The 24,163-nt window shown below is 55.1% G+C and carries 15 protein-coding genes; 8 read left to right on the forward strand and 7 right to left on the reverse strand.

All coding sequences use genetic code 11. The features are described from left to right. On the forward strand, positions 1 to 1,263 hold a 1,263-nt coding region (locus tag L975_RS11920; RefSeq protein WP_156121211.1), incomplete at its 5' end, for a tRNA/rRNA methyltransferase. Positions 1,264 to 1,412: 149 nt separating this feature from the next. Here the strand turns inward: L975_RS11920 and L975_RS11925 are convergent. Both L975_RS11925 and L975_RS11930 read right to left on the reverse strand, forming a co-directional pair. Beyond that, positions 1,413 to 1,670: a YfhL family 4Fe-4S dicluster ferredoxin gene (locus tag L975_RS11925; RefSeq protein WP_010862390.1), complete on the reverse strand. Its 258-nt coding sequence runs from the start codon at positions 1,668 to 1,670 to the stop codon at positions 1,413 to 1,415. Positions 1,671 to 1,856: 186 nt separating this feature from the next. Further along, positions 1,857 to 2,708 carry a MurR/RpiR family transcriptional regulator gene (locus L975_RS11930; protein WP_047708826.1) on the reverse strand — a complete coding sequence of 284 codons (852 nt, stop codon included), beginning with the start codon at positions 2,706 to 2,708 and terminating at the stop codon, positions 1,857 to 1,859. Between the two features lie 264 nt (positions 2,709 to 2,972). Between L975_RS11930 and murQ the strand changes: the two genes are divergently transcribed. Beyond that, positions 2,973 to 3,866, forward strand: coding sequence for an N-acetylmuramic acid 6-phosphate etherase (gene murQ / locus L975_RS11935; RefSeq protein WP_047708828.1), 894 nt, complete (start codon positions 2,973 to 2,975; stop codon positions 3,864 to 3,866). A gap of 55 nt (positions 3,867 to 3,921) precedes the next feature. Next, positions 3,922 to 5,298, forward strand: a complete 1,377-nt coding sequence (locus L975_RS11940; protein WP_047708830.1) for a PTS transporter subunit EIIC — start codon at positions 3,922 to 3,924, stop codon at positions 5,296 to 5,298. A 139-nt stretch (positions 5,299 to 5,437) separates the two neighbouring features. Here the strand turns inward: L975_RS11940 and L975_RS11945 are convergent, their stop codons facing one another. The 4 genes from L975_RS11945 to rdgC form a co-directional block, all read right to left on the reverse strand. Then, positions 5,438 to 7,540, reverse strand: coding sequence for a methyl-accepting chemotaxis protein (locus tag L975_RS11945; RefSeq protein ID WP_047708832.1), 2,103 nt, complete (start codon positions 7,538 to 7,540; stop codon positions 5,438 to 5,440). A gap of 301 nt (positions 7,541 to 7,841) precedes the next feature. Beyond that, positions 7,842 to 10,964 carry a glycosyl hydrolase family 18 protein gene (locus tag L975_RS11950; protein WP_047708833.1) on the reverse strand — a complete coding sequence of 1,041 codons (3,123 nt, stop codon included), beginning with the start codon at positions 10,962 to 10,964 and terminating at the stop codon, positions 7,842 to 7,844. Positions 10,965 to 11,649: 685 nt separating this feature from the next. Then, a complete protein-coding gene (yegQ, locus tag L975_RS11955) occupies positions 11,650 to 13,023 on the reverse strand; it encodes a tRNA 5-hydroxyuridine modification protein YegQ (protein WP_010862384.1) in 1,374 nt (457 codons plus the stop codon). Between the two features lie 348 nt (positions 13,024 to 13,371). Further along, a complete protein-coding gene (rdgC, locus tag L975_RS11960) occupies positions 13,372 to 14,289 on the reverse strand; it encodes a recombination-associated protein RdgC (RefSeq protein ID WP_047708835.1) in 918 nt (305 codons plus the stop codon). A 254-nt stretch (positions 14,290 to 14,543) separates the two neighbouring features. Here rdgC and L975_RS11965 point away from each other — a divergent pair, with 254 nt between their 5' ends. The 5 genes from L975_RS11965 to L975_RS11985 all read left to right on the forward strand — a co-directional run bounded on the left by L975_RS11965 (position 14,544) and on the right by L975_RS11985 (position 22,968). Continuing rightward, positions 14,544 to 15,827, forward strand: a complete 1,284-nt coding sequence (locus L975_RS11965; RefSeq protein ID WP_047708837.1) for an exonuclease SbcCD subunit D C-terminal domain-containing protein — start codon at positions 14,544 to 14,546, stop codon at positions 15,825 to 15,827. Continuing rightward, the gene (locus L975_RS11970; RefSeq protein ID WP_047708839.1) at positions 15,824 to 19,609 is read left to right on the forward strand and encodes an SbcC/MukB-like Walker B domain-containing protein; all 3,786 of its coding nucleotides are present in this window, start codon (positions 15,824 to 15,826) and stop codon (positions 19,607 to 19,609) included. The genes L975_RS11965 and L975_RS11970 overlap by 4 nt, the downstream gene beginning before the upstream one ends. A 139-nt stretch (positions 19,610 to 19,748) precedes the next feature. Then, positions 19,749 to 20,438, forward strand: coding sequence for a phosphate regulon transcriptional regulator PhoB (gene phoB / locus L975_RS11975; protein WP_010862380.1), 690 nt, complete (start codon positions 19,749 to 19,751; stop codon positions 20,436 to 20,438). 74 nt (positions 20,439 to 20,512) lie between these two features. Beyond that, the gene (gene phoR / locus L975_RS11980) at positions 20,513 to 21,823 is read left to right on the forward strand and encodes a phosphate regulon sensor histidine kinase PhoR (RefSeq protein WP_047708841.1); all 1,311 of its coding nucleotides are present in this window, start codon (positions 20,513 to 20,515) and stop codon (positions 21,821 to 21,823) included. A 173-nt stretch (positions 21,824 to 21,996) separates the two neighbouring features. Then, positions 21,997 to 22,968, forward strand: coding sequence for a PstS family phosphate ABC transporter substrate-binding protein (locus tag L975_RS11985; RefSeq protein ID WP_010862378.1), 972 nt, complete (start codon positions 21,997 to 21,999; stop codon positions 22,966 to 22,968). 105 nt (positions 22,969 to 23,073) lie between these two features. Here the strand turns inward: L975_RS11985 and tdh are convergent, their stop codons facing one another. Next, complete coding sequence (gene tdh, locus L975_RS11990; protein WP_047708873.1) at positions 23,074 to 24,099, reverse strand: L-threonine 3-dehydrogenase; 1,026 nt, start codon at positions 24,097 to 24,099, stop codon at positions 23,074 to 23,076. Positions 24,100 to 24,163 lie beyond the last annotated feature (64 nt).

The following is a 24,163-nucleotide window of genomic DNA, read 5'->3' on the forward strand; positions in this document are numbered from 1 at the left end:
GAGCGCAAGCCACGCTTTAACGACGATCGCCGCAGCGAAGGCCGTGGTGAAGGTCACCGTGATGACCGTCCACGCTTCGAGCGTGATGGCGAGCGTAAGCCGCGCTTTAACGACGAGCGCCGCAGCGAAGGCCGTGGAGAAGGTCGCCGCGATGACCGCCCACGCTTCGAGCGTGACGGTGAGCGCAAGCCACGCTTTAACGATGAGCGCCGCAGCGAAGGCCGTGGAGAAGGCCGCCGCGATGACCGTCCACGTCATGACAAGCGCAGCGATGATCGTCGCTCTGATCGCCGTAGCGATGCACCACGCGGCAATGCAGAAAAGCAGCGCTTTGACCGTGTACAAGATGAACAGGGCAATGTGACCTTCGTGGCGCACACCCCCGTTGAGCGTGAGTCTGCCTATGTGGGTGGCGAGCAGACCCTGAGCCTGAAGCGTAATGCACGTAGCGCTGAGCGTGTTGAGGTGGAGTCTGACGAGCCAGAAGCGCTGCATAACGGTATCGATATGGAGCAGATCCGCCGTCAGCGCGCGGAAGAGACCCGTATTTACGGTGAGAACGCCTGTCAGGTGCTGTTCGCTAATCGTCCGGATGTGATTGTACGCGGCTGGTTTACCCCGCAAGTCACCCCACGCTTTAGCGATACCCTGCGCTGGATGGCGGCTAACCGTAAAGCCTACCACGTGGTCGATGCGGAAGAGATGGCGAAAGTGGCCGGTAGTGAGCACCATGGCGGTGTGTGTCTGCTGATCAAAAAGCGTCGTCCACTGCACCTGCTGGACTATTTGGATACCGCACGTGACAGCGATTGCCTGTTGGCACTGGAAAATGTGGCCAACCCGCACAATCTGGGCGGCATCATGCGTTCTTGCGCGCACTTTGGTGTTCGTGGCGTAGTGATGCGTCAAGCGGGCAATCTGGAGTCTGGCGCCGCAGTACGTACTGCCGAAGGTGGCGCTGAATTCCTGCAACCGATCGCAGTAGAAGATTTCGCTGCGGGCTTAGAGCGTCTGCGTCAGGCGGGTTATACCATCGTGACTACCTCCAGCCATGCCGGTCAGTCTGTGTTCAGCACTAAGCTGCCAGCTAAAGTGGTGATCGTGTTCGGTGAAGAGAAGGGCGGTATCAGCGATGATACGCTGCAGCAGGGCGATCTGGCCTTGTCTATCCCTGGTACTGGGCATGTTGAAAGTCTGAACGTGTCTGTCGCTACCGGTATTTTGCTGGGCGAATGGTGGCGTCAGCACGGCGTGCAGGCCTAATTCTGGCCTAGGTGGATGGGCGTAGGGCTTGCTCGCAGGCGCTGCGCTTTATCCCCCGTTAGCTTTACCGCCCGTAGTGACAAATAAAAACGTGACAAACAAAAAAGGCTGATCGGTGATCAGCCTTTTTTATTGAGTGTCATCGGTGCTTACAGCTTGTCGGCATGGTGCAACAAGGCAAATTTTTCCCACAGCTGCTCATCGGTTTCGGTGCGCGCCGGATCGGTAATAATGCAGTCAATCGGACAAACCTTAATGCAGGTCGGGGTATCGTAATGCCCGACACATTCGGTGCAGCGATCCGGATCGATTTCATACACCTGCTCCCCCATCGCAATAGCCTGATTAGGGCATTCGGGTTCACACATATCGCAATTAATGCATTTGTCAGTGATTAGTAAAGCCATGGGAAAACTTCTTCAAATTCAGTATATAAACGACACATGCCGCATATAAGCGTCGTACCGAGCATCCATCATGCTTGGCGGGCTCTTATCAGTATGGCCTGTTTTGGCCGGCGCACTGTAGCATAAAAGCCGCATCGACCACAGCGCAGGCACTTTTTTCTCTGTCTTGAGTTTTCTTCGCGCGGATCACACCAGCTTTTTCACCAGCGCTTCACTGTGCAAAATGCGGTGCCGAGCATTGCCCGCATCTTGCTGCACCATGCCCATAAACAACAGATCGGTCAGTGCCAGCTGCGCGGTACGCGAGAACATAGCCGCACTGCGCACGGTCTGCTCATCGGCCACCGTATAGAGGCAATGCGTCGCCAGTTGTTGCAGGCTATTGGGCTGAAAGCCGGTTAACGCTAAGACCTGCGCCCCTTGCTGGCGCGCTTCTTGCGCCGCCAGATTGACCTCGCGTCGCTCGCCGGAAAAAGAGATTGCCAATAGCACATCATCTGCGCTCAAAGTTTGCGCAATCGTGAGCTGAACGTGGGCATCCGTTTCGCACAACACGTTGATCCCAATTTTCAGAAGCTTATAGCTGAGATCTTTGGCAACCAAGCCCGAAGAGCCGATCCCGCAGATCTGGATCCGTCTTGCTTGCAGCAGCAGCTGAACCGCTTGAGTCAGCGCCGGATCGTCGTTCAGTTGCAAGGTCGATTGCAACGTCCGGATGTGTTCGGAAATCAATTTATCCGCCACCCGCGGCAGCGGATCGTCACTGCGGATCTGGTTATGCAGCGTTACGCTGTCAGCTTGCGTTTCGCGGCGGATCACATCATCCCCCAAGGCTAAACGCAGCTCGGTAAAGCCGCGATAACCGAGTTTTTGGGCAAATTTCACCACGCTGGATTGGCTCACTTGCGCCGCTTCCGCCAAGGCTTTCGACGACATTTGACGCGCCTGCGCGGGGAATTGTTGCAGGTAATCCGCCAATTTTTGTTCGCTAGCCGGCAGTGACGCATACAGCTGCTGTAGTTTGAGAAGACAACTCATCGGGACTCCGTCTGCGGCAGAAGCGGGAACAAGGCCGACCTTTGTCTGTCGTACCTTTTATTATAACAAAATGATTATTAACGATAATTCGTCTTAACGACACCCGTTGTGGCGTCAGTTTAGCAAAGTATTGTGTGATTGGCCGCTCATTATTCCAACAACCACTTGAATCGTGGAATATATTATTCCATTATCATTCCAACGATGTAATTAAAAATTCAGTTAACTGAACTATTTCAAATTTGCCAGAAACGGAGATACCGCATGAATCTGGGCCAATTAATGTCTGAAAGCCGCAATCCAAACACCATGGATCTGGATACGCTGTCCACCTTGGAGATGTTGACGCGCTTTAACGCCGAAGATCGCTTGGTGCCGCAAGCGGTAGCGCAGGAGTTACAGGCCATTGCTAAAGCGGTTGATTGCATCACTGCCGCATTCCAGCAAGGTGGTCGTTTGATTTACATGGGCGCGGGTACCAGTGGTCGGTTAGGGATCTTGGATGCTTCCGAATGTCCGCCAACCTACGGCGTGCCGCATGGCATGGTGATTGGCCTGATTGCCGGTGGTGAGGGGGCCATTTTAAAAGCGGTGGAAGGGGCCGAAGATAGTGCCGAATTAGGTCAGCATGATTTGCAGCAGCTGGCGTTGACTAGCCGTGATGTGGTGGTCGGCATTGCCGCTTCCGGTCGTACCCCTTATGTGCTAGGCGGCTTGGCCTATGCCCGTGCCACCGGCTGTACCACGGTGGCAGTGTCTTGTAACCCTGACTCAAAGATTGCCGCGGCGGCTGATATTGCCATTTCGCCACTGGTGGGCCCTGAAGCGCTGACCGGTTCGACCCGCATGAAAGCTGGTACCGCGCAAAAGCTGGTGCTCAACATGCTGACCACCGGCGCGATGGTGAAGCTGGGCAAAGCCTACCAAAACCTGATGGTGGATGTGAAAGCCACGAATGAGAAGCTGGTGGACCGAGCGTGTCGCATTGTGATGGAAGCCTCCGGAGCGAGCCGCAGTGAAGCCGAGCATTTGCTGGCACAGACAGGCAATGAAGTGAAACCGGCAATCTTGATGCACCTGACCGGCCTAAATGCCGAGCAAGCCATTGCGCGTTTGGCTCAGCATCAGGGCTACTTGCGTCACGCATTACAGGCCTAAATTTGCCTCGATGATTGGCCCGACTATTGGCTAGATAAGCAGACAGGATGATCCTATGAGTAACCTCTCCTCGCTGGCAGCGCAGTTGCTAAGCGGTATTGGCGGCGAAGCCAATATTCGCAAACTGGAAAATTGTATGACTCGCGTCCGGATTGAAGTGTGTGACGAATCCCGACTCGATCTGGCAGCGCTCAAAGCGTTGCCGGGAGTGAAAGGCTACCTCAAACAAGGGGCCCAGCATCAGTTCATTATCGGCCCGGGGGCGGCAGCCAAAGTGGTGGATGCCATGCAGGCTTTGCTGACCGGTGCGCCGCCACTGGCTGCTACCGAGAGCAGCGGTAATACCGTTGAGCAAAATAAAGCGGCGGCCAAAGCCAAATACAAAACGCCGGTCAGTGAACTGCTGAAAAAACTGGGGAATGTGTTTATTCCGATCATTCCGGCTTTCATCGCGTCGGGCCTGATCTTGGGCATTATCAATGTGCTTAAGCGGCCCGATATTGCCGGTGATTTGGTGGATCAATACCCGAACCTGCTCAATTTACTGGGGATCTTCGGCAATGCCGTGTTCTCGATCATGAGCATTTTGGTCGGTGTGAATGCTGCGCGGGTATTTGGCGGCTCGATGGCGATGGGCGGCGTGATGGCCGGGATCTTGACCCATCCCGGGCTGGCGCAAATTGAGCTGTTTGGTGAACATCTGCAACCGGGGCGCGGCGGGATCATCGCGGTGCTGTTGGTGGTGGCGTTTATGTGCTGGGTGGAGAAAAAGCTGCGGCATGCGTTGCCAGAATCGCTGGAGCTGATCCTTAATCCACTGCTGACGACGTTGATCACCGCCAGTTTAGCCATTGTACTGCTGCAGCCACTGGGCGGTTATATCTCCGATGCCATTGCTCACGGTGCCAGCTGGGCGATTGAAAAGGGCGGCCTGCTGGTCGGCGCGATTTTGTCCGGGACCTTCTTGCCACTGGTGTTGTCCGGTTTGCATCAAGGCTTAGTGCCTATTCATGTTGAGTTGCTGCAAAAATATGGCTCGAACCCGTTACTGCCTATCTTAGCGATGGCGGGGATGGGGCAAGTGGGCGCGGCTTTTGCGGTGCTGCTGAAAACCAAAAATGCGCGCTTAAAAGCGATGACCAAAGGCGCGTTACCGGTGGGGATCCTCGGTATTGGTGAGCCGCTGATTTTTGGTGTGACTTTGCCGTTGGGGCGTCCGTTTATCGCCGCTTGTCTGGGGGGCGCGTTGGGTGGCGCACTGATCTGCTACTGGAAAGTGGCCACAGTGATCACCTTCGGTCTGTCGGGGGTACCGCTGGCCGTGACTATCGTGCCGGGTAAAGTGCTACTGTATTTTGCGGGGATGGCGGTGACGGTCGTGGCTGGTTTCTTACTGACGTTGCTGCTGGGCTTTGACGATCCGCAAGATTAAGGCTGAGTGTTGAGCATTAAGTATTAGCCAATCAGAGTGATAAAAAAGGGATATGCCATGCGTATCCCTTTTTGTTGTTGCCGCGCTCGTTGTTTAGCGCGGCAGCGTACGAAGTTACGGAGCCGCGGATGTATCGCGCTTAATAGCGAAAGCGTGACAAATTGGTCATCACTTCGGCGGTAAGCTCGTTCATATGCTGGGTGTCGCTATTATTTTTACGTGCTCCATCGGCTACTTCGGATGCGGCCTGATTGATGTTGACGATATTGCGGTTGATATCTTCGGTCACGGCAAATTGCTCTTCGGCGGCGCTGGCAATTTGGGTGGTCATATCTTGAATCTGATCGGCGGCGGTCACAATCTCATCCAGCGCATTGACCGCATGGGCGATGTCATTTAGCGCCTGCTGACTCAACTGACGACCTTCGCTCATGGTGGCTACGGCGTTGCTGGTGGTTTGGCGCAGCGAGTCGATCATGGCCTGAATTTCAGTGGTGGAGTGCTGGGTTTTTGAGGCCAGTCCACGCACTTCGTCGGCCACTACCGCAAAACCGCGACCGTGCTCGCCAGCGCGCGCCGCCTCAATGGCGGCATTCAGTGCCAGCAGGTTGGTTTGATCGGAGATATTGCGGATCACGTCCAAGATGGTGCCGATTTGCTGACTTTGCAGCTCCAGCGACTGGATCTCCCCAGCCACACTGTCCACTTGCGTCGACAGCTGTTGGATGCTGCTGGCGGTGTCATTCACCACATGCTGACCGCGCTCAACGGCATGACGGGTTTGTTCAACCGCGCTGGCTGTCATTTGGGCACTGTCGGTGACCGAGTGCGCGGTGGAGGACATCTCGTTAACCGCGGCGGCAATCTGCTCAATTTCCTGCAATTGCAGCTGAGTACGACGCAGCGCCTGTTGGCTGCTGACCGCGCTATTGCCTGCCGCTTGTTGCAAGGTCAAGGTGGTGCCGGCTACATCGGTGACAATGCTGTGGATGTGGCTGATCAATTGGTTAACTTCCCGCGCCAGTTCACCGGTTTCATCTTTACGGCGAATATCCAGCCGCTGAGTGAGATCGCCGCCCGCGGCGGACAGACGCCGCAGCATCGCTACCACTTGGTTGAGCGGTTGGGCAATGGCGCGCGCGGCCCATCCGATCCCCAGCATACCGAACAGGGCGAGCGCCAAGCCGACAAGCAACTGGACCCAAATGGCTTGGCGGAACTCATCGGCAATGGCGCGCTCGGCGGCGGTGGCTTTGGCTAAGGCCGTCGCTTCGCTGACATCCAGCACCACGCCCCATTTTTGTTGCACGCCACGCAAGCTAATTGGCGCGAAGACTAACAAGTTACCTTGCTGAGCCAGCACTTGGGTTTTGCCTTGTTGCAGCATTTGCCGGATTTGCTCGGTATCGGCGCCGGATAAGGTTTTGCCGATTGCCTCGTTATTACCGGAGTCTGCGGCGATGATGCCGCGCGGGCTGATAATACGCACGCGGCTGTTGCCGTTAAAAATCTCGCCACTGACTTGTTGTGCTAATTGCTGCAAGAAATTCAGTGAGTAATCGATGCCGACTAAGCCTTGGAACTTCCCACCCGTGATCACCGGCACCACAAACGAAGAGAGCAGCGTCTGTTGTCCTTTGACGGTATACACCGATGGATCCACCGCGCACGCGGATAGACTTTCCATCGGGCACAGATACCATTCCGAAGCGCGAATACCGGTTGGGCTGGCTTTGGTGGCGTAATAATCGCCGAGCGGGTTCAGATCCAGCGAGCCGTCACCGCGGTTCCAATAAGGGGCAAAGTTACCGCTTTTCTGGCTATAACGGTTGCCACCGCTGTAGGCCAGATCGTTGCCATCAAAGGCATCTTTCTCCCAGCCTGAATACACGCTCAGGAAATCGGGGTTTTTATCCAACACATCGCGCAGGAGTTGGGTGGCCGCTTCGCGGCTCAGTGGCTGGGTGCTGCTGCGGTTACCGGCCAAAATCTGGCTTAAGGTCGTGGCACTGGTCAGCGCTTGCTCGAAGGTGCGGCTGATAGTTTGCGCTTCCTCATCGGCCAGCGTTTCCAGCCACTGCGCCGTACTTTCTTGGGTGTGGCTTTGGAAATAATGCTGGATGGTGGCAGAGAGGCTGGAGAACGAGCTGTAACAGTAGGCGGAGACACCGGATACCGCCAGCAGCAGGCTGAGGCCTCCAGTAAAGGTTATCTGATGTTTGATTGAGCGAAATGCGAACATGATCCGATCCTTGTTATCGTTATTGCATCAACAGCTATCGCAGCGGGAATACGCGAGGTGTCGCGTCGATCGTGAGCCATTTCCCAGATCAATAACAGCGCTTTTAGATGGCCGGATGCCGACATTTTTCGTGGGATCACGAAATGTAAATTTCGCGCAGAAAAGAGCCATTTGAGGCTAAAGAAAAGGCGGCACTGGCCGCCTTAGAAGAGTTAACCTGCCGATTATCGACCGTCACGGCGCCCTTATCGGGCACGCCGAACGGTCTGGAAGCACAGGGTTAAGTGAGTTCCGAGCGCAATTAATAGCTGCAGACGAAGCTCCAGCTGCTGTCGCTACCTGGAATTGAGTTAGTCCACCAGTTGGCTTTGTAGACCTTGTTCTGGTAGGCCATCTGGTCACCGCCGGTGGCGAAGCCATTTTGTGTCCAGTTCGGGTACACCTTCACTTTGCTGACATCCACATTTTTACTGCTGCAGCTGTCAGTTGCGGTACCGCCACCCGTACCACCACCGCTACCGTTGCCTGCACTCAGGTCGGCTAGGGGCAGGTTGGGGTATTCGGCAGCAAACGCATATTCGGTGCCACTGATCTTGACGGTGTAGTTAGCCGGGCCTGTGATAGGCAGGTAATACACGATGTCCAGATCGTAGGTTTCCCCTTTGGCCAGTGTTTTCCAGCTGGGCAGCGTAAAGGCCACGCGATGGAAGTTACCTTTCAGACCGCCGATGTTGTCACCGGTATGACCGGCTTGGATCACTTTCAGACCGGCACCAGACTGATCCGCGGCATTGGCCGGTGATGAGGTCGGGATATCAAACTGGAACTCGGTTCCACCTGGGATATCAACGCCGGTGTTGTTTTTAAACTGGACTTTCGGGTTGATCGGATAGTTCTGATCGCCCACTTTAAATCCGCTGATGGTGACGGCAATGTCGACCGCTTTGGCCGGCATGGCACGTTCGGCCAGTTTGTTACCGTACGCTGGCGCATTTTTCAGGCTGTCGTACAGGGTACTGGTCATGGTAGTGCCGATATAGAATTCGCCGCCATTACGCTCTGGATACCAGCCATAGTCACCAGCCAGCTCCCAGATCATGACGCCACCTAAGCCCTGATTGACCACATAATCGGCTTTGGTCTTGATGGACTCTGCATCTTCGGTGGACAGGAACACTTTCTTCTCGGCGTTCCACAGCCACGGCGCAACCGAAACTTTGTCGTAGTAGCGGACATACTTACCGGTCAGTTTATCTTGCGGATCATTCGCTGGATCTAAACCGTATGACTGGATGTAGCTTGGCAGGATCCCTTTTTCCAAGTTCATCGCATGCCAGATGGGGTTGCCACCACCGGACATCTCTTTGCCTTGGACATCGACATCAAACCAGACGTTATCAATCCCGACCGCGCCGTTACCGCACTGGTTTTTCGGATCGCCACCGGTGCCAGGTGGGCATTGGGCTTGGTTTGGCAACGCTGCGCTGCCCCACAGACCATTCTCACCGCCACTGACGTTTTGCCAACCACGGGTGTAGTAAGGCACGCCAATGTTGATACGACCGGCAGGCATTGAGCCACGGAAGTAGTGTGCCGCCCAATCGGTGTTCAAGTAACCCAGCCCACCGTATTGCGCCGTGCCATACATGTTCCATGCCGCCAACTCCGCATCTTTGCCGCTGTCGAACAGTGGCGCGTTGTGGCCAACATAGTTGTTCCATGCCCCGTGCAGGTCATAGGACATGATGTTGACGTAATCCAGATACTGGGTGATCTGGTAGGTCTCCATGCCGCGCAGCATGTAGCCAGATGATGGCGCCGCTACGGTCAGCATATAGTGCTTGTTGTCGGCGGCGCCGGCTTTATCCAGCTCTTCACGCAGGGTTTTCATCAGTACCACATAGGACTTCATCAGATGTGGACGCAGTTTTTCCGAGATAGCAAAGTCATCTGGGTTACCGGCTTTGGACATCGAGGTGGCGTACTCGTAATCAATGTCCACCCCGTTAAAGCCATACTTGCGGATAAACTCCACTGCGGATTTGGCAAAGGTTTGGATCCCGGCGGTATTGACGCTGCCATCAGCATTGGTGGTCATGCTGTAGAAGCCACCGGAGGCGACGCGTTTGCCGCTGTCATCAAAGTATCCGCCGGTTTCCGCCCAACCGCCGACAGATATCAGGGTTTTGACGTGCGGATAGAGCTTCTTGTACTTGTTCAGCAGGTTGAAGTGGCCTTTGTAGCTCAGGGTCGGATCCATTTCTGCGCCATTCACGCCCGGCCATTGCATGCCGGTAGCCGCATTTTTCGGATCGGCTTCGTTACCGACAGACAGTTTGAAATCCGGGCTGATATGCGCAAAGGCGTAGTTGATGTGGGTGATCTTATCCCACGGGATATTGCTGGCCAGATACGACGGCTGGCCGTTGGTGCCGGTACGCCATGAGGTGAAATAGCCGATGATCCGGCGTGGGTGATCGGCGCCCATCATCTCGCGACCGTCTTTGTCATACACGGTGCAATACGGCACGTTGACGCCAGCGGTTTTATACAGCCCCTCAGGGCGGCACAGGTCTTGGGTGCTAACGCTAGAACCCACCACTAAGGTGGTCACGCTAGAAGCGCCGACGCCGCCTTTATCATCGATGGCTTTGGCCAGTACCGCATGGCTGCCATCGGTGGCTTTCCATGTAACTTGATACGGTGCGCTGGCGCTGCTGCCAACTAACTGGTTATCAACAAAGAATTCCACTTTACTGATGGTACCATCGCTGTCTTTGGCGCTGGCGCTCAAGGTGACGCTAGCACCGCTTTGCGCGCTGGTAGGGGCGCTCAGGGTCACGGTCGGCAGTTGGTTTTCCACTGGTGGTGTGGTGGTGGCGGTGACGGTCACACTGACGCTGTTATCGGTGGTGGCGCCTTTATCATCGTAGGCTTTGGCCAGCAGGGTGTGAGCGCCGGTGGTGGCGGTCCAGGCATAGCTGTACGGCGCGGCGGTGCTGGTGGCGGTTTTCACGCCATCAATGTAGAACTCGACTTTGCTGACGCTGCCATCGCTATCACTGGCGCTGGCTTGTAGGGTAACCACATCGCCTTGTTTGAAGCTGGCGTTGTTGGCTGGTGCGGTCAGCTGTACGCTCGGCGGCGTATTCACCGTCGGTGCGGAGCCGCATTCACCCAGCAGTTTCCACTCCTGATAGGCGTTGGAATACTTGTCTGGGGACATATTCTGGTTCCACCAGTTGGCCTGATAGGCCTTGTTCTGCTGCTGGACTTTGCTGCCACCGCCATAGGCGGCCGCGCTGTTCCAGACGGGCAGGCTGGTACAGTCGACACTGGCTGCCTGGGCGGGAAGTGCCATCAGACAGGCCACACTGAGAACGCTCATCGTGAGCGCCGGAGTGAGAGGTTTCTTATTCGACATGGTTGCATCCCTGAGTCGCAGAGTAGGGGGAGCGGCTTGTGCGCAGCACCCTGTGGAGCAGGTCGCTGGGTAAGAAAGCGGCCTACGCTAATAACCATAATCGAAGTATTTTTCCAGCAATAAAAATGTTTGTGTGATGTTAATGAATGTGTGAGGTGGATTGGTAATGAGTTGCATACAAAATGCAAAATGAAGGCAATTAGGCGCGGCTTTTTTTCTAACGCAAATGTCTAACCTATCTTGTTGCTCTGTTTTTTAATACATTAACGTTTAACTCTAATGCTTTGATTATATTGTGTTTAGTGTGAGTGTTCCCGCGTTTTTTCTCGGAGCTGTGAGACCTTGATAAGTCATAGCGCAGGGATGCGGCGCTATTTCCCTCTCTCTCCTCTGGTTTTAGCGCCGCTTATCCGCATGGCGCGGCTTTTGTGAACATGTTGATAACATTTTCAGTAATCAATTCTCAGTAAGAAGAAAGCAGAAAAGAGGGGGAAGAGATAAAAAAATAACAGCAGATCAAACGGTTCGGATGCGATGCGCGCTGGGGGGATAAATCACTGAGCCTACAAATAACAAGGACGCCCGAAAGCGTCCTTCATGACATGCTCACATGCTATGCGCATACCCAGTGTATAGGGCGCACACGTTAAACCTAGCCATGTGAAACCGAGTCAGGCGGAACTGATTAGCCCTGATGCGGATTACGGGTGGTGTTGCCGTTGAGGTTACGCATCAGCAGCGCAAAGTTCAGCTCGATATCATCCGGCAGTGGCAGGTAAACGATGTGACCATCACCCGGCGCTGCGTCAATGGCTTCGCCTTTTTTATTGAACAGCTGCTCGATGGTGAAGTTGATGTTGCCGCTTGGGGTCATCAGCTCGACGCTGTCGCCGACCAAGAACTTGTTCTTCACTGCCACTTCGGCCAGCCCATTTTTGCGCTCACCGGTAAATTCACCGACAAACTGCTGGCGATCGGAAACCGAGTAACCGTACTCGTAGTTCTGGTACTCATCGTGCACATGACGGCGCAGGAAGCCTTCGGTATAACCACGGTGCGCCAGTGATTCGAGGGTGTCCATCAAGCTCTTGTCGAATGGCTTACCGGCGGCCGCGTCATCAATCGCTTTGCGATACACCTGCGCAGTACGGGCACAGTAGTAGAAAGATTTGGTCCGGCCTTCGATTTTCAGCGAGTGCACGCCCATTTGCGTCAGACGCTCCACGTGCTGGATTGCGCGCAGGTCTTTGGAGTTCATCATGTAGGTGCCGTGCTCATCTTCAAAGGCACTCATGAACTCACCCGGACGCTGGGTTTCTTCAATCAGGAACATCTTGTTGGTCGGCTGACCTTCACCCAAGGTTGGCTCGGCGGCCGGATCGATTGTCTGCACAGCAATTGGTTCTTGCTTGTGCACGATATTCCCCGCATCGTCTTCTTTGCCTTCGTGCATCTTGTATTCCCAACGGCAAGCGTTGGTGCAGGTGCCTTGGTTCGGGTCACGCTTGTTCAGGTAGCCCGACAGCAGGCAACGACCGGAATAGGCCATGCACAGCGCGCCGTGGACAAAAATCTCCAGCTCCATATCCGGCACTTGCTGGCGAATTTCGGCAATTTCGTCCAGTGACAGCTCGCGTGACAAAATCACACGGGTCAGGCCCATGCTTTGCCAGAATTTAACGGTCGCCCAGTTAACGGCGTTGGCTTGCACGGACAGATGGATATCCATCTGCGGGAAAGCTTCGCGCACCAGCATGATTAAGCCCGGATCTGACATGATCAGCGCATCCGGCCCCATATCTACCACCGGTTTCAGATCGCGCAGGAAGGTTTTCAGCTTGGAGTTGTGCGGTGCAATGTTCACTACCACGTAAAACTTTTTACCTTGCGCGTGGGCTTCATTGATGCCGATTTGCAGGTTTTCGTGGTTGAACTCGTTGTTACGCACTCGCAGGCTATAGCGCGGCTGACCGGCATACACGGCATCGGCACCATAGGCGAAGGCATAACGCATATTCTTCAGGCTACCGGCCGGAGAGAGTAATTCAGGCTTAAACATGCTGTTCTCTTTCATCTCAATTCTGATCACAAATCAGACCTGTCCAACCTGATTGGACAGGCAAACGTCAACCGCTGTGCGAGCAAGAAGCGACCGCTGTGGCGGGGGGCTTGCTGGCGCGTTGTTGCGGAGGCAGGCATTCTAGCATGCAGGGCTGCGAAAGTGTGATCTGGCAGGCAATTATTCCCCGCGCTGTTATATCGATATTTTCTATCGATTATTGCGCTGAAAAGAACGGCGCTGACGGTAGAACAGCTACAGAGCAAAGACCATGCGGGAGACGAGAGAAGAGGCGCGGACATGACGCCTGTGTTGTTGTTTGTCCGCGCGTGAGGATAGTAAAGACGCTTAGGCTGTTGGCTCGGCAGGGCCGCCCAGCGCATCGGTCAGCTGGGTGATCAGCGCGGCTAATTCAGCCGTCATCAGCGAGAAGTCGGCATCGAAACGCTGCGCCGGATCGTCGCGGTCGATGTCATCATTTTGCTCGCGCAGTTCGTCGGCAAATTTCAGGCGCTTTAGCGAGCCATCTTCGCACAGCATAAAGCTGATCCGATCTTGCCAATCCAGCGCCAGTTTGGTGACCAGCTTTTGCGCTTCAATGTGAGCGGCAATTTCATCACACACTAGATTTTGCTGTTTGCAGCGGATCACGCCGCCGTCTTCCAGCACTGATTTGAGCTCGGCTTCCTCCAGCAAGCTGAATCCGGCTGGCACATCACCGCTGCGCACCCATTCGGTCAGGGTCAATTCAATCGGTTTTTGTACACTCAGCGGGACTACAGGCAGGCTGCCGATGGTTTTACGCAGCAGGGCCAGCAGATCTTCAGCGCGCTTGGCGGAGGCAGCATCAATCATGATCAGGCCTGCTTGCGGATTGATCCACGCTTGGGTCTGACTGGTTTTGCTAAAAGCGCGCGGTAGCAGGCTGTGCAGCACTTCATCCTTGATGGTGTCTTTTTCGGTTTTCTTCAGCTTGCGCTGTTGCTCGGCTTCCAGCTTGGCCACTTTGGCATTGACCGCTTCTTTGATCACGGTACCCGGCAGAATTTTCTCTTCTTTACGCGCACAGAGTAAGATATGACCTTGTGTGGTATGCGTAAAAGCACTGCTGTCACGGCCCAGCGGCATCACCCAGCCGAATTTAGCCATATCCTGACTGCCACACGGGGTGAAGGCAAAGTCAGCCAGCTGTTTTTCCAGCGTTTCTACCGGCAGATCAATGGTGCGGGTGAAACGGTAAAACATCAGATTTTTGAACCAGAGCATAGGGATTTTCGCTGTGATGACGGGAAGATGCCCAGAATGATAACGGATCTGACTTTAAGTTGTCGCCCGTTGTTGCTTGCTTAGGCACAATGGGCTTTCTACTGGCATAGAGTGCGAGATGTGCTCATTCGGCGGTATTTCACCGCATCAAAGTGGTCAGCAGGTGAGTCAAAAATAAGCGAGTCAACCACAGGCGGCTCGTGGTGAGTCAGGCGCGTGGGCGCTTGGTCAAATCAGCGTAATTTGGGATAGGCATGTCGAAGCAAAAACTCAAAATTATCCATACGGCAGATTGGCATCTGGGGCATCACCTGCATGGTTATGACCGCAGTGCCGAGCATCAGGCTTTTTTAGACTGGTTGTTGGAAACCTTGATTGCCGAGCAAGCCGATGCCCTGTTGGTCAGTGGCGATCTGTTTGATTCGGCGAACCCGCCGGCGGCTGCGTGGCAGATGCTGTACCGCTTTTTGGCCGAGGTAACGCGCCGCTTACCGGCGCTGAATGTGGTGATGGTGGGCGGTAACCATGACTCACCGAGCAAACTGGATGCCCCACATGAGCTGCTGCGCGCCTTTAATTTGCACTTAATTGGCGCGGTCAGCCGCGATAGTCATGGCCAGCTTGATTGTGAGCGCTTGCTGGTGCCGCTGTATGACCGTGAGCAACAACTGCAAGGTTGGGTACTGGCAGTGCCATTTTTACGCAGTGCCGATTTGCGAACCCCTGCGCGCGATGTTGAGCCTGAGCATGAAGCAAACGAGCAGGAAGAAGATCGCTTGATTAGCGGTGTGCGCGAGGTTTATCGGCAGGTTACGCAGGCAGCGCTGGCTAAAGCCGACGCAGGCCAAGTGCCGTTACTGGCGATGGGACATGCCTATATGTCGGCCGGACAGCTGTCCGAGATGTCGGAGCGCCGGGTGTTGGGCGGTAATCAGCATGCGCTGCCGGTCGATATTTTCTCGCCACAGCTGAGCTATGTGGCGCTGGGTCACCTGCATTTGGCGCAGCGCGTAGGCGGGCAAGAGCACATTCGTTATAGCGGCTCACCATTGCCGCTGTCGCTGGCGGAACATGAGTATCGTCATCAGGTGTTGCGCTGCGAATTTGAGGGCGCGGCGCTGAGTTCAGTGACTGCGCTGCCGGTTCCGCATTATTGCGACATGTTGCGCTTACCGGCGCGTCCGGCGGATTTAGACTCGGTGTTGGCACAGTTACGCGCGCTGGATTTACCGCCGGTGGAGCTGGCACGGCGTCCGTATCTGGATGTGCAGCTGTTGCTGGATAAGCCGCAGGCGCTGATCCGCGAAAAAGTGTTGGCAGCGCTGGAGGATAAACCGGTACGGCTGGCTAAAATCAGTGTGAGCTATCCACCGCGTAGCCAAGCGCAGGGCGCGCCGTTGCCGCGTTTGGCAGAGCTAACGCCAGAGCAGGCGTTTCGCTTGTGTTATCAGCGCCGTTTTGATGGCGAGCCTGCCCCCCAACTACAACAGCTGTTTAGTGAACTGGTGCAACAGGTGGATGAAGAGGAGTTGCCATGAAAATTCTGAGTCTGCGCGGTGAGAATCTGGCCAGCTTGCAGCAGCCGTTCACGATTGATTTTGATGGCCACATTTTAGGTGAGGCGGGGCTGTTTGCCATCACCGGGAATACCGGTGCAGGGAAAAGTACTTTGCTGGATGCGATTTGTCTGGCGCTGTTTGATCGTATGCCACGTCTGCAAAGTAACCGCAAAAATGATGCGCAGATTGGCCGTGATGATGACAGTAATCGGATTGCGGCCAATGACGTGCGTAATATTCTCAGCCGCGGCGCTGCCGAGGGTTTTGCTGAGGTAGATTTTCTGGCTGAAGATGGCCAACGTTATCGCGCTCATTGGACGGTACGCCGCGCCCGTGGACGCGTTGATGGGCGCTTGCAGCAAAGCGAAATGTGGCTGGAGAATCTGGCTGATGGCGTGCGTTTTGCCGGTAAGAAAACCGAAGTTTTGGTGCGCATTGAGCAGTTGCTTGGGCTTTCCTTTGAGCAGTTTCAGCGCGCCGTTTTGCTGCCGCAGGGCGAGTTTGCCGCCTTTTTGAAAGCCAATGCCGATGAGCGCGCCGCGTTACTTGAGCGTATGACCGGTGGTGAGATTTACTCGCGGCTGTCACAAGCGGCCTATGAGCGCGCGCGCAGCGAAGAGCAAGCGCTCAGTCAGTTATCGGCGCAGCTCGGTGATTTACAGCTGTTGCCTGATGAAGAGCAAGTGGCGCTGGAGCAGCAAAGTGAGCAGTTACATCGCCGCTTGGCCGCCCACGAACAGCAGATGGAGACAGTGCGCGCCCAGCAGCAAATTTTGCAGCGCGATAGCGAATTACAGGCGGCGGTCGCCAGTGGCGAAGCGCATCTGCAGACCTTACAAGCGCGCTTACAGAGCTGGGAGTGTCGTCGTCAGGCGCTGCAAGATGTCGAGCGGGTGCAAAGTGCCCGTTTGCCATTAAACCGTTTGATGGAAGCACGTTTGCAGCACCAGCGCTCCGAAGACAAATTCACCCAGCAGCAGGCGCTGGTGGCGGAAAGTGAGCGGTTACTGACAGATATTCGCCAGCAGGCCGATCTCGCCGAGCAGGCATGGCAAAAAGCCGAACAGAGTTGGACGCAAATCGAGCCGAAGCTCAAGCAAGGCGCGTTGTTAGAGCAACAAATTGACAGTGTTCAGCGCCGACAGCAAGAAAAACAGCGTGAATTACGTCAGCAGCAAGATGCATTACAAAGTGAATTGCAAGCGAGAGAAAGCCTATCGCGCTTGATAACCGAAAGAAAGCGAGTGCTTACTGACATCGAGGTGTTATTACAGCCGCTACACGCATTGGCACCGATCGCGCCACAGTTTAAACCGCTGCAAGAGATGCTCGAACAATACCGCCGCACGCAGCAACAGCTCACCGAGTGGCGTGTGCAGGAGCAAGAGCTGATTCAGCGCCAGCCTTATCAAGAGGCCGCGCTCAACGCTCAGCAGCGTCAGATTGACAGCATCAATACACAGTTGCAGCAATTGGGAGAAGCGCCGGACGAACATAGCCGCTCGCAGGCATATTTAGAGCAGCAAAGTTTGCAGCAACAGCAGGCGCTGATTTTAAGTCAGTTGGAGCGAGTGCAGCGGCTGGCCGCTCGCAGTGACAACTGGCTGCATCTGTCGCAACTGATTGCTCGTCAGCAAGACGATGAGCAACGAGTGAGCGCACGCCTTGAAGAAGCCCGTAAGCAAATTGCCGCGCAAGAGATCAATCGCATTCAGTTGCGCGCCCAGCATGGGGAAGCGGAGCAGGCATTGCGCCAGATGTTGGCAACCGCTCAGCTCGATGAGTTTCGCCCTCTGCTCAAACCTGAGCAGCCGTGCCCGCTGTGTGGCTCCTTGACGCATCCGTACCGTGAGCATGCGCCACAGTTACACAGTTTGCTTAGCCGTCAGCAGCAACGTCTGCGTGAGTTGGAAGCAGCGCTGCGGCAAAGCGAAACGGAAATCCAAGCCTTACAGCACTGGTTACAGCAAGCGGCGCAAGAGCAACCGCTGCGCCAGCGTCAGCTCAATCAGTGGCTAGAGCAGTTGCACGCCTGTGAGCGTGACATTGCCCCTCTGTGTGTCGAGTTAGGGCTGGAGGAGATCTGGCAGACGTTGAGCGTCGAGCAAGACGCCGCCAGCTGGCAGCGACAATTACAGCAAACCGCATTGCACTGGCAAAAGCAGGCCCAGCAGGCTGAGCTGCACAGCGAGCGGCTGCACATCGAGCAGCGCCGTTATGAGCAGGTCCAGCAGCAGCGTTTGCAACTATCGCATCAATTAGCTACCGAACGCCAAGCTCTGGCACGACTGGAGCAAGAGCAACTGCAGCAACGGGAGCAATTAATGCATCTGCAAGCGCAATTGCAGCGTGAGCAGTTACAACAAACCGAGCGCGCCGAGAGTTTGGATCGTCAATTTGGTCCTGCGCCAGTGGGCACTTTGCGTTGGCGCGAGTGGATTGGTCAGTCTTATGCCGGTCAGCATTTACAGATGTTGGCGCAGCAAGTGGCTCAATATCAAAAGTTGACCGAAGAGCTGGCCCGAGTGCAGTTGCAGCTGCATGAGCATGAGCCGAAGCTGGCTGAATTGCAGGCGCGGATCGCGGAAAAGCAAGCGCGCTGGCAAGCTGAGCAAGATCAGGTGCAACAGCTGCAGCAAGAGCAGGCAACATTGCAACAGCAGCGGCGCGCGCTACTGGGTGATATGCCGTTGGCGCGATTGGAAGAGCAAGCGCGCACGGCGCGGCAAAGTGCTGAACTACGCCGTCGTCAGACTCAAAACCAGTTGCAAGCTAGCCAGCAAAAAATCAGCGCCGAACAGGCCGCACTGGCTACCTTGGATGAGCAGCATCAGCAAAATGCTGCTCAATTGCGCCAAGTGTTGGCTGATTGGATGCACTGCCAGCAAGCGCTGGAACTCAATGAGCAGACCTTGTTACATCTGCTGAGTTTTGATGAAGCGTGGCTGCAGCACGAGCGTGCCGAGCTGCAAACGCTGGAGCAAGAGTTGCAACAAGCCAGCACGCGCTTGCAAGAGCGCCAGCAGCAGCGTCAAGCGCTAGCGCAGCAAGTCGCACAAGCCAGTGACAGCTTACAGCAGCTGGCGCAAACCCATCAGTTAACGGTGGAAACCCTGCTTACGGGCTTGCAGCAGCAATTGGAGCTACTGCGTAATCAAGAGTTCGAGCTGAAGAGTCGTTTGCGCCAAGCTGACGAGGCCCGCCAGCGCGCCGGTAATTTGCGTGACGCGATCGCGCAGCAACAACAGCGTACCGAGCAATGGCTGCAACTGAGCGATTTGATTGGTTCGGCTACCGGCAATAAATTCCGCACTTTCGCGCAGGGGCTGACGCTGGAGCAGTTACTGCTGGCGGCGAACGAGCATCTGAATGCGTTAGCGCCGCGTTATGCCTTGATGCGCGTGCCGGGCAGCACCTTGGCGCTGCAGGTAGTTGATCATGACATGGGCGATGAAGTGCGGGCGGTGGAGTCCCTCTCCGGCGGTGAGACATTCTTGATCTCGTTGGCACTGGCTTTGGCGCTGGCATCGCTGTGCGCCGATACAAGGCGGCTTGGCTCGCTGTTTATCGATGAAGGTTTTGGCACGCTAGACCCCGACAGCTTAGAGCAAGCATTAGCCTGCTTAGATGCTCTGCAAGCCGATGGTCGACAAATCGGGGTCATTTCCCATGTCAGTACCTTGGTGGAGCGCATCGGTACGCGGATTGCGGTCGAAAGCTTAGGGGGCGGCCGTAGCCGTATTCGGGTGCTAAATCAGTAACGTAGCAGGTGACTGGAAGCTGCCGGTGGGCGTTAGGCGATTGATAAGCTTTGCGATCACCGGCAGAACAGGTTTAACGTAACTGTCATAAAACTGTCCCATAATGCCGCAGACATCTCAGGAGAGAACAGGAACTGTTATGGCAAGACGCATCCTCGTCGTTGAAGACGAAGCTCCCATCCGGGATATGGTTTGCTTTGTACTGGAGCAAAAAGGTTATGAGCCAGTTGAAGCGGAAGATTATGACGCGGCCCTGAGCAAAATGGCCGAGCCGTATCCGGATCTGATTTTACTCGACTGGATGCTGCCGGGGGGCACCGGGATCCAGCTCATCAAACACCTCAAACGTGAAGAGCTCACGCGCAATATTCCGGTGGTCATGCTGACGGCGCGGGGGGAAGAAGAAGACCGCGTGCGCGGGCTGGAAGTGGGCGCCGATGATTACATCACCAAGCCCTTCTCACCCAAAGAGCTGGTCGCGCGGATTAAAGCCGTAATGCGCCGTATCGCCCCCACCTCGGTGGAAGAGGTGATTGATGTGCAGGGGCTGCGTTTAGATCCTATCTCACACCGCGTAACCGCCGGTGAACAACCGCTGGATATGGGGCCGACCGAGTTCAAGATGCTGCATTTTTTCATGACGCATCAGGAGCGGGTATACAGTCGCGAACAACTCCTCAATAATGTATGGGGAACTAATGTGTACGTGGAAGACCGCACGGTAGATGTGCATATCCGGCGGCTGCGTAAGGCGTTGGAAGGCAGCGGACACGATCGCCTGATTCAAACAGTGCGCGGCTCCGGCTACCGTTTTTCGACCCGGTATTAAGTGGCAGGATAAACAACCTGCGACAGCGGCACCTCCCTTGCTGAAAACGTCAGTGTGGAGATATGGAGTACCCCATGGTTGAACGTTTGTCATGGAAAACGCTGGCGCGCGAGCTGGCGTTTTTTTATATCCCAGCGCTGGTCGCTGGGCTGATTTTTGGTCATTACCTTGAATTATTGCTGGCCGCCTCTGTGCTGGCACTGTTGTGGCATTTTTATAACCAGTTGAAGTTATCCAGTTGGTTATGGGTAGACAAGAGCATGACCCCGCCCACCAGCCGCGGTAGCTGGGGACCGCTGTTCAACGGGATTTACCGTTTGCAGCAGCGCAACCGGCGGCGGCGACGCGAGCTGGCCACCTTGATCCGCCGTTTTCGTAGCGGAGCGGAATCTCTGCCGGATGCGGTAGTGGTCTGTACCGAAGAGGGCAGCATTTTTTGGTGTAACAAACTGGCGCAGCACATGCTGGGGTTTCGTTGGCCGGAAGACAGCGGGCAGCATATTTTGAATCTGGTGCGTAACCCTGATTTCGCTGCCTATCTGCAAACGCAAAATTTCAGCAAAGCGTTGGTGATCCCCTCGCCAGCGAATCACGAGCGCTACGTAGAGTTGCGCGTCATGCCTTACAGTGAAGGGCAATTGCTGATTGCCGCGCGCGATATCAGCAAAATGCGCCAGTTAGAGGGCATGCGGCGCAATTTCTTTGCCAACGTCAGCCATGAACTGCGCACGCCGTTGACCGTGTTGCAGGGTTATTTGGAAATGCTGGATGATGATTTGGATCCGGCGCTGTGGGCTAAAGCGCACAGCACCATGTTGGAGCAAACACGGCGGATGGAGTCTTTGGTCGAGCAGATCCTGACCTTATCGCGCATTGAAGCGGCGCCGGAGATTAACTTGAGTGAGCCGGTTAACGTGCCGGTGATGCTACAACAATTGGAGCACGAAGCGGCGGCGCTCAGTCAAACCCATCAGGTTAGCTTTGAGGTCGATCCACAACTGCTGGTGTATGGCGATAACGAGCAGCTACGCAGTGCGGTGTCGAATTTGGTGTATAACGCCATCAATCACACCCCTGATGGCACGGCAATCTGCGTGCGTTGGCGCGCTACACCGGCTGGTGCGTGCTTTGAGGTGCGTGATAATGGCCCAGGGATCCCCGCCAATCATTTGGGACGATTGACCGAGCGGTTCTATCGGGTGGATAAGGCACGCTCGCGCAAAACCGGTGGTAGCGGCTTAGGGCTAGCGATTGTGAAACACGCGTTGATCCACCATGACAGTCGTCTGGATATCCAAAGTACCCTCGGCGAAGGCAGTGTGTTCTCGTTTGTCTTGCCTCGTTCACTGGTGGTGCGAGAAGACTTGTTACCGCATTCGCATTGATGCGGCGGCGTGACGGCATCCCTAATGGTGTCCACGCCAACGCAAAAGGTAAAGAAAGTTACGTTGAAAGGCCGGATTGTCATTTAACTGTCATTTTTTAGCGATAAAACTGTCATCAACGAGCCGGATACTGGCTGCGACTTCCACGAAGGACCGTTTTACGGAGAGAGTGCATGAAAGTAAAAACCCTGGTAAGCGCATTAGGTTTCACTCTGATGGCGTCTTTTGCTAGCAGTACTTATGCCGCAGTAGACAGCAGCTTGCCTGAATATAAAAAAGTCAGCGGTGTGTCTGGCAATCTGTCATCAGTGGGTTCTGATACCCTGGCTAACTTGATGACCTTATGGGCAGAGCAATTTAAGCGCGAATATCCGAACGTTAATATTCAAGTGCAAGCGGCAGGCTCTTCTACTGCGCCTCCAGCACTGACTGAAGGCACAGCGCAGCTGGGCCCGATGAGCCGTAAAATGAAAGGCAAGGAAATTGAAGCCTTCGAGAAAAAATTTGGTTATCAGCCAATTGGGGTTCCGGTGGCTATCGATGCGCTGGCCGTCTTTGTTAACAAAGATAACCCAATCAAAGGCCTGAACTTTGAACAACTGGATGCCATTTACTCCACCACGCTGAAGTGTGGCGCGAATGAGCAAGTGACCCGTTGGGGTCAGCTGGGTGTGACCGGCGAGCTGGCGAATAAAGATATCCAGCTGTATGGCCGTAACTCAGTATCCGGTACCTACGGTTACTTTAAAGATCACGCCCTGTGTAAAGGCGATTTTCGTAGCAACGTGAACGAGCAACCGGGCTCAGCATCGGTCGTGCAGTCAGTGGGCGCGTCCCTGAACAGCATCGGTTACACCGGTATCGGCTACAAGACCTCTGGCGTGCGCGCCCTGCCTTTGGCAGAGAAGGGGGATAAGTATGTTGAGCCAACCGAAGAAAACGCTGTGAATGGCTCGTACCCGCTGTCACGTTACCTGTATATCTACGTGAACAAGCACCCGAACAAGCCACTGGATCCAATGACAGCAGAGTTCTTGAAGATGGTTCTGTCCAAGCAAGGACAAGAGCTGGTCGCCAAAGACGGCTACATTCCGGTGCCAGCGAAAGTCTTGGAAAAAGATCTGGCCACTTTGGGCCTGAAATAAGCGCTCAAGTTCGCAGCCAAGATCCCATGCGGATAAAAAAACAGGCCATCTTCGGATGGCCTGTTTTGTTTGGTAAGGTAATCAGGATGACCAGCCTGAACGCGATTAATCCCAGTTCAGGATCACTTTGCCTGATTGACCCGAACCCATGGCATCGAAGCCTTGTTGGAAATCATCGATAGCAAAGCGGTGAGTGATGATTGGGCTTAGATCCAGACCCGATTGGATCAGGCTGGCCATCTTGTACCAAGTTTCGAACATCTCGCGACCGTAAATACCTTTGATGAACAGCCCTTTGAAAATCACCTGATTCCAGTCAATCGCCATGGTGGATGGCGGAATGCCCAGCATGGCAATTTTGCCGCCGTGGTTCATGCGCAGCAGCATCTCTTGAAATGCCGACGGTACGCCGGACATCTCCAGCCCCACATCGAACCCTTCGGTCATGCCGAGCTCGGCCATCACATCGGCCAGCTTTTCTTTGCTGACATCCACGGCGCGCGTAGCGCCCATTTTTTCGGCTAGCGCCAGACGATACGAATTCACATCGGTGATCACCACGTGCCGCGCGCCGACATGCCGACAAACGGCCGCCGCCATGATCCCGATTGGGCCAGCGCCCGTGATCAACACATCCTCACCGACCAAATCGAACGACAGCGCAGTGTGCACCGCATTACCGAACGGATCGAAAATTGCCGCCAGATCATCGGGAATGTTGTCCGGCAGTTTGAATGCGTTAAAGGCGGGGATCACCAGATACTCGGCAAAACAGCCCTGACGGTTAACACCGACGCCGATGGTGTTACGGCATAAGTGGGTGCGACCGGCGCGGCAATTGCGGCAATAACCACAGGTGATGTGGCCTTCGCCAGAGACGCGATCGCCAATGGCAAACCCGCGCACCTCTTGACCGATGGCGACCACTTCGCCCACGTACTCATGGCCGATCACCATCGGGACGGGAATGGTTTTTTGTGACCACTCATCCCAGTTGTAGATGTGCATGTCGGTGCCGCAGATTGCGGTTTTGCGGATTTTGATCAGTAAATCGTTGTGTCCCAGCTCCGGAGCCGGTACGTCGGTCATCCAGATCCCTTTTTCGGGATGTAATTTGGAAAGTGCTTTCATACTGATGACTTCACTGTTGTTGGCCGAGGTTGGCATTGATGGCAAAAGGCCGAGGCGCGCACGC

It is taken from the genome of Plesiomonas sp. ZOR0011 (genome assembly GCF_000800945.1).
Classification (GTDB): domain Bacteria; phylum Pseudomonadota; class Gammaproteobacteria; order Enterobacterales; family CAMTGL01; genus Plesiomonas; species Plesiomonas shigelloides.

Coding starts and splice junctions, on each gene's coding strand:
- L975_RS11925 (WP_010862390.1), bottom strand. CDS start 1,670: ATGGCTTTACTAATCACTGACAAATGCATTAATTGCGATATGTGTGAA.
- L975_RS11930 (WP_047708826.1), bottom strand. CDS start 2,708: ATGAGTTGTCTTCTCAAACTACAGCAGCTGTATGCGTCACTGCCGGCT.
- murQ (WP_047708828.1), top strand. CDS start 2,973: ATGAATCTGGGCCAATTAATGTCTGAAAGCCGCAATCCAAACACCATG.
- L975_RS11940 (WP_047708830.1), top strand. CDS start 3,922: ATGAGTAACCTCTCCTCGCTGGCAGCGCAGTTGCTAAGCGGTATTGGC.
- L975_RS11945 (WP_047708832.1), bottom strand. CDS start 7,540: ATGTTCGCATTTCGCTCAATCAAACATCAGATAACCTTTACTGGAGGC.
- L975_RS11950 (WP_047708833.1), bottom strand. CDS start 10,964: ATGTCGAATAAGAAACCTCTCACTCCGGCGCTCACGATGAGCGTTCTC.
- yegQ (WP_010862384.1), bottom strand. CDS start 13,023: ATGTTTAAGCCTGAATTACTCTCTCCGGCCGGTAGCCTGAAGAATATG.
- rdgC (WP_047708835.1), bottom strand. CDS start 14,289: ATGCTCTGGTTCAAAAATCTGATGTTTTACCGTTTCACCCGCACCATT.
- L975_RS11965 (WP_047708837.1), top strand. CDS start 14,544: ATGTCGAAGCAAAAACTCAAAATTATCCATACGGCAGATTGGCATCTG.
- L975_RS11970 (WP_047708839.1), top strand. CDS start 15,824: ATGAAAATTCTGAGTCTGCGCGGTGAGAATCTGGCCAGCTTGCAGCAG.
- phoB (WP_010862380.1), top strand. CDS start 19,749: ATGGCAAGACGCATCCTCGTCGTTGAAGACGAAGCTCCCATCCGGGAT.
- phoR (WP_047708841.1), top strand. CDS start 20,513: ATGGTTGAACGTTTGTCATGGAAAACGCTGGCGCGCGAGCTGGCGTTT.
- L975_RS11985 (WP_010862378.1), top strand. CDS start 21,997: ATGAAAGTAAAAACCCTGGTAAGCGCATTAGGTTTCACTCTGATGGCG.
- tdh (WP_047708873.1), bottom strand. CDS start 24,099: ATGAAAGCACTTTCCAAATTACATCCCGAAAAAGGGATCTGGATGACC.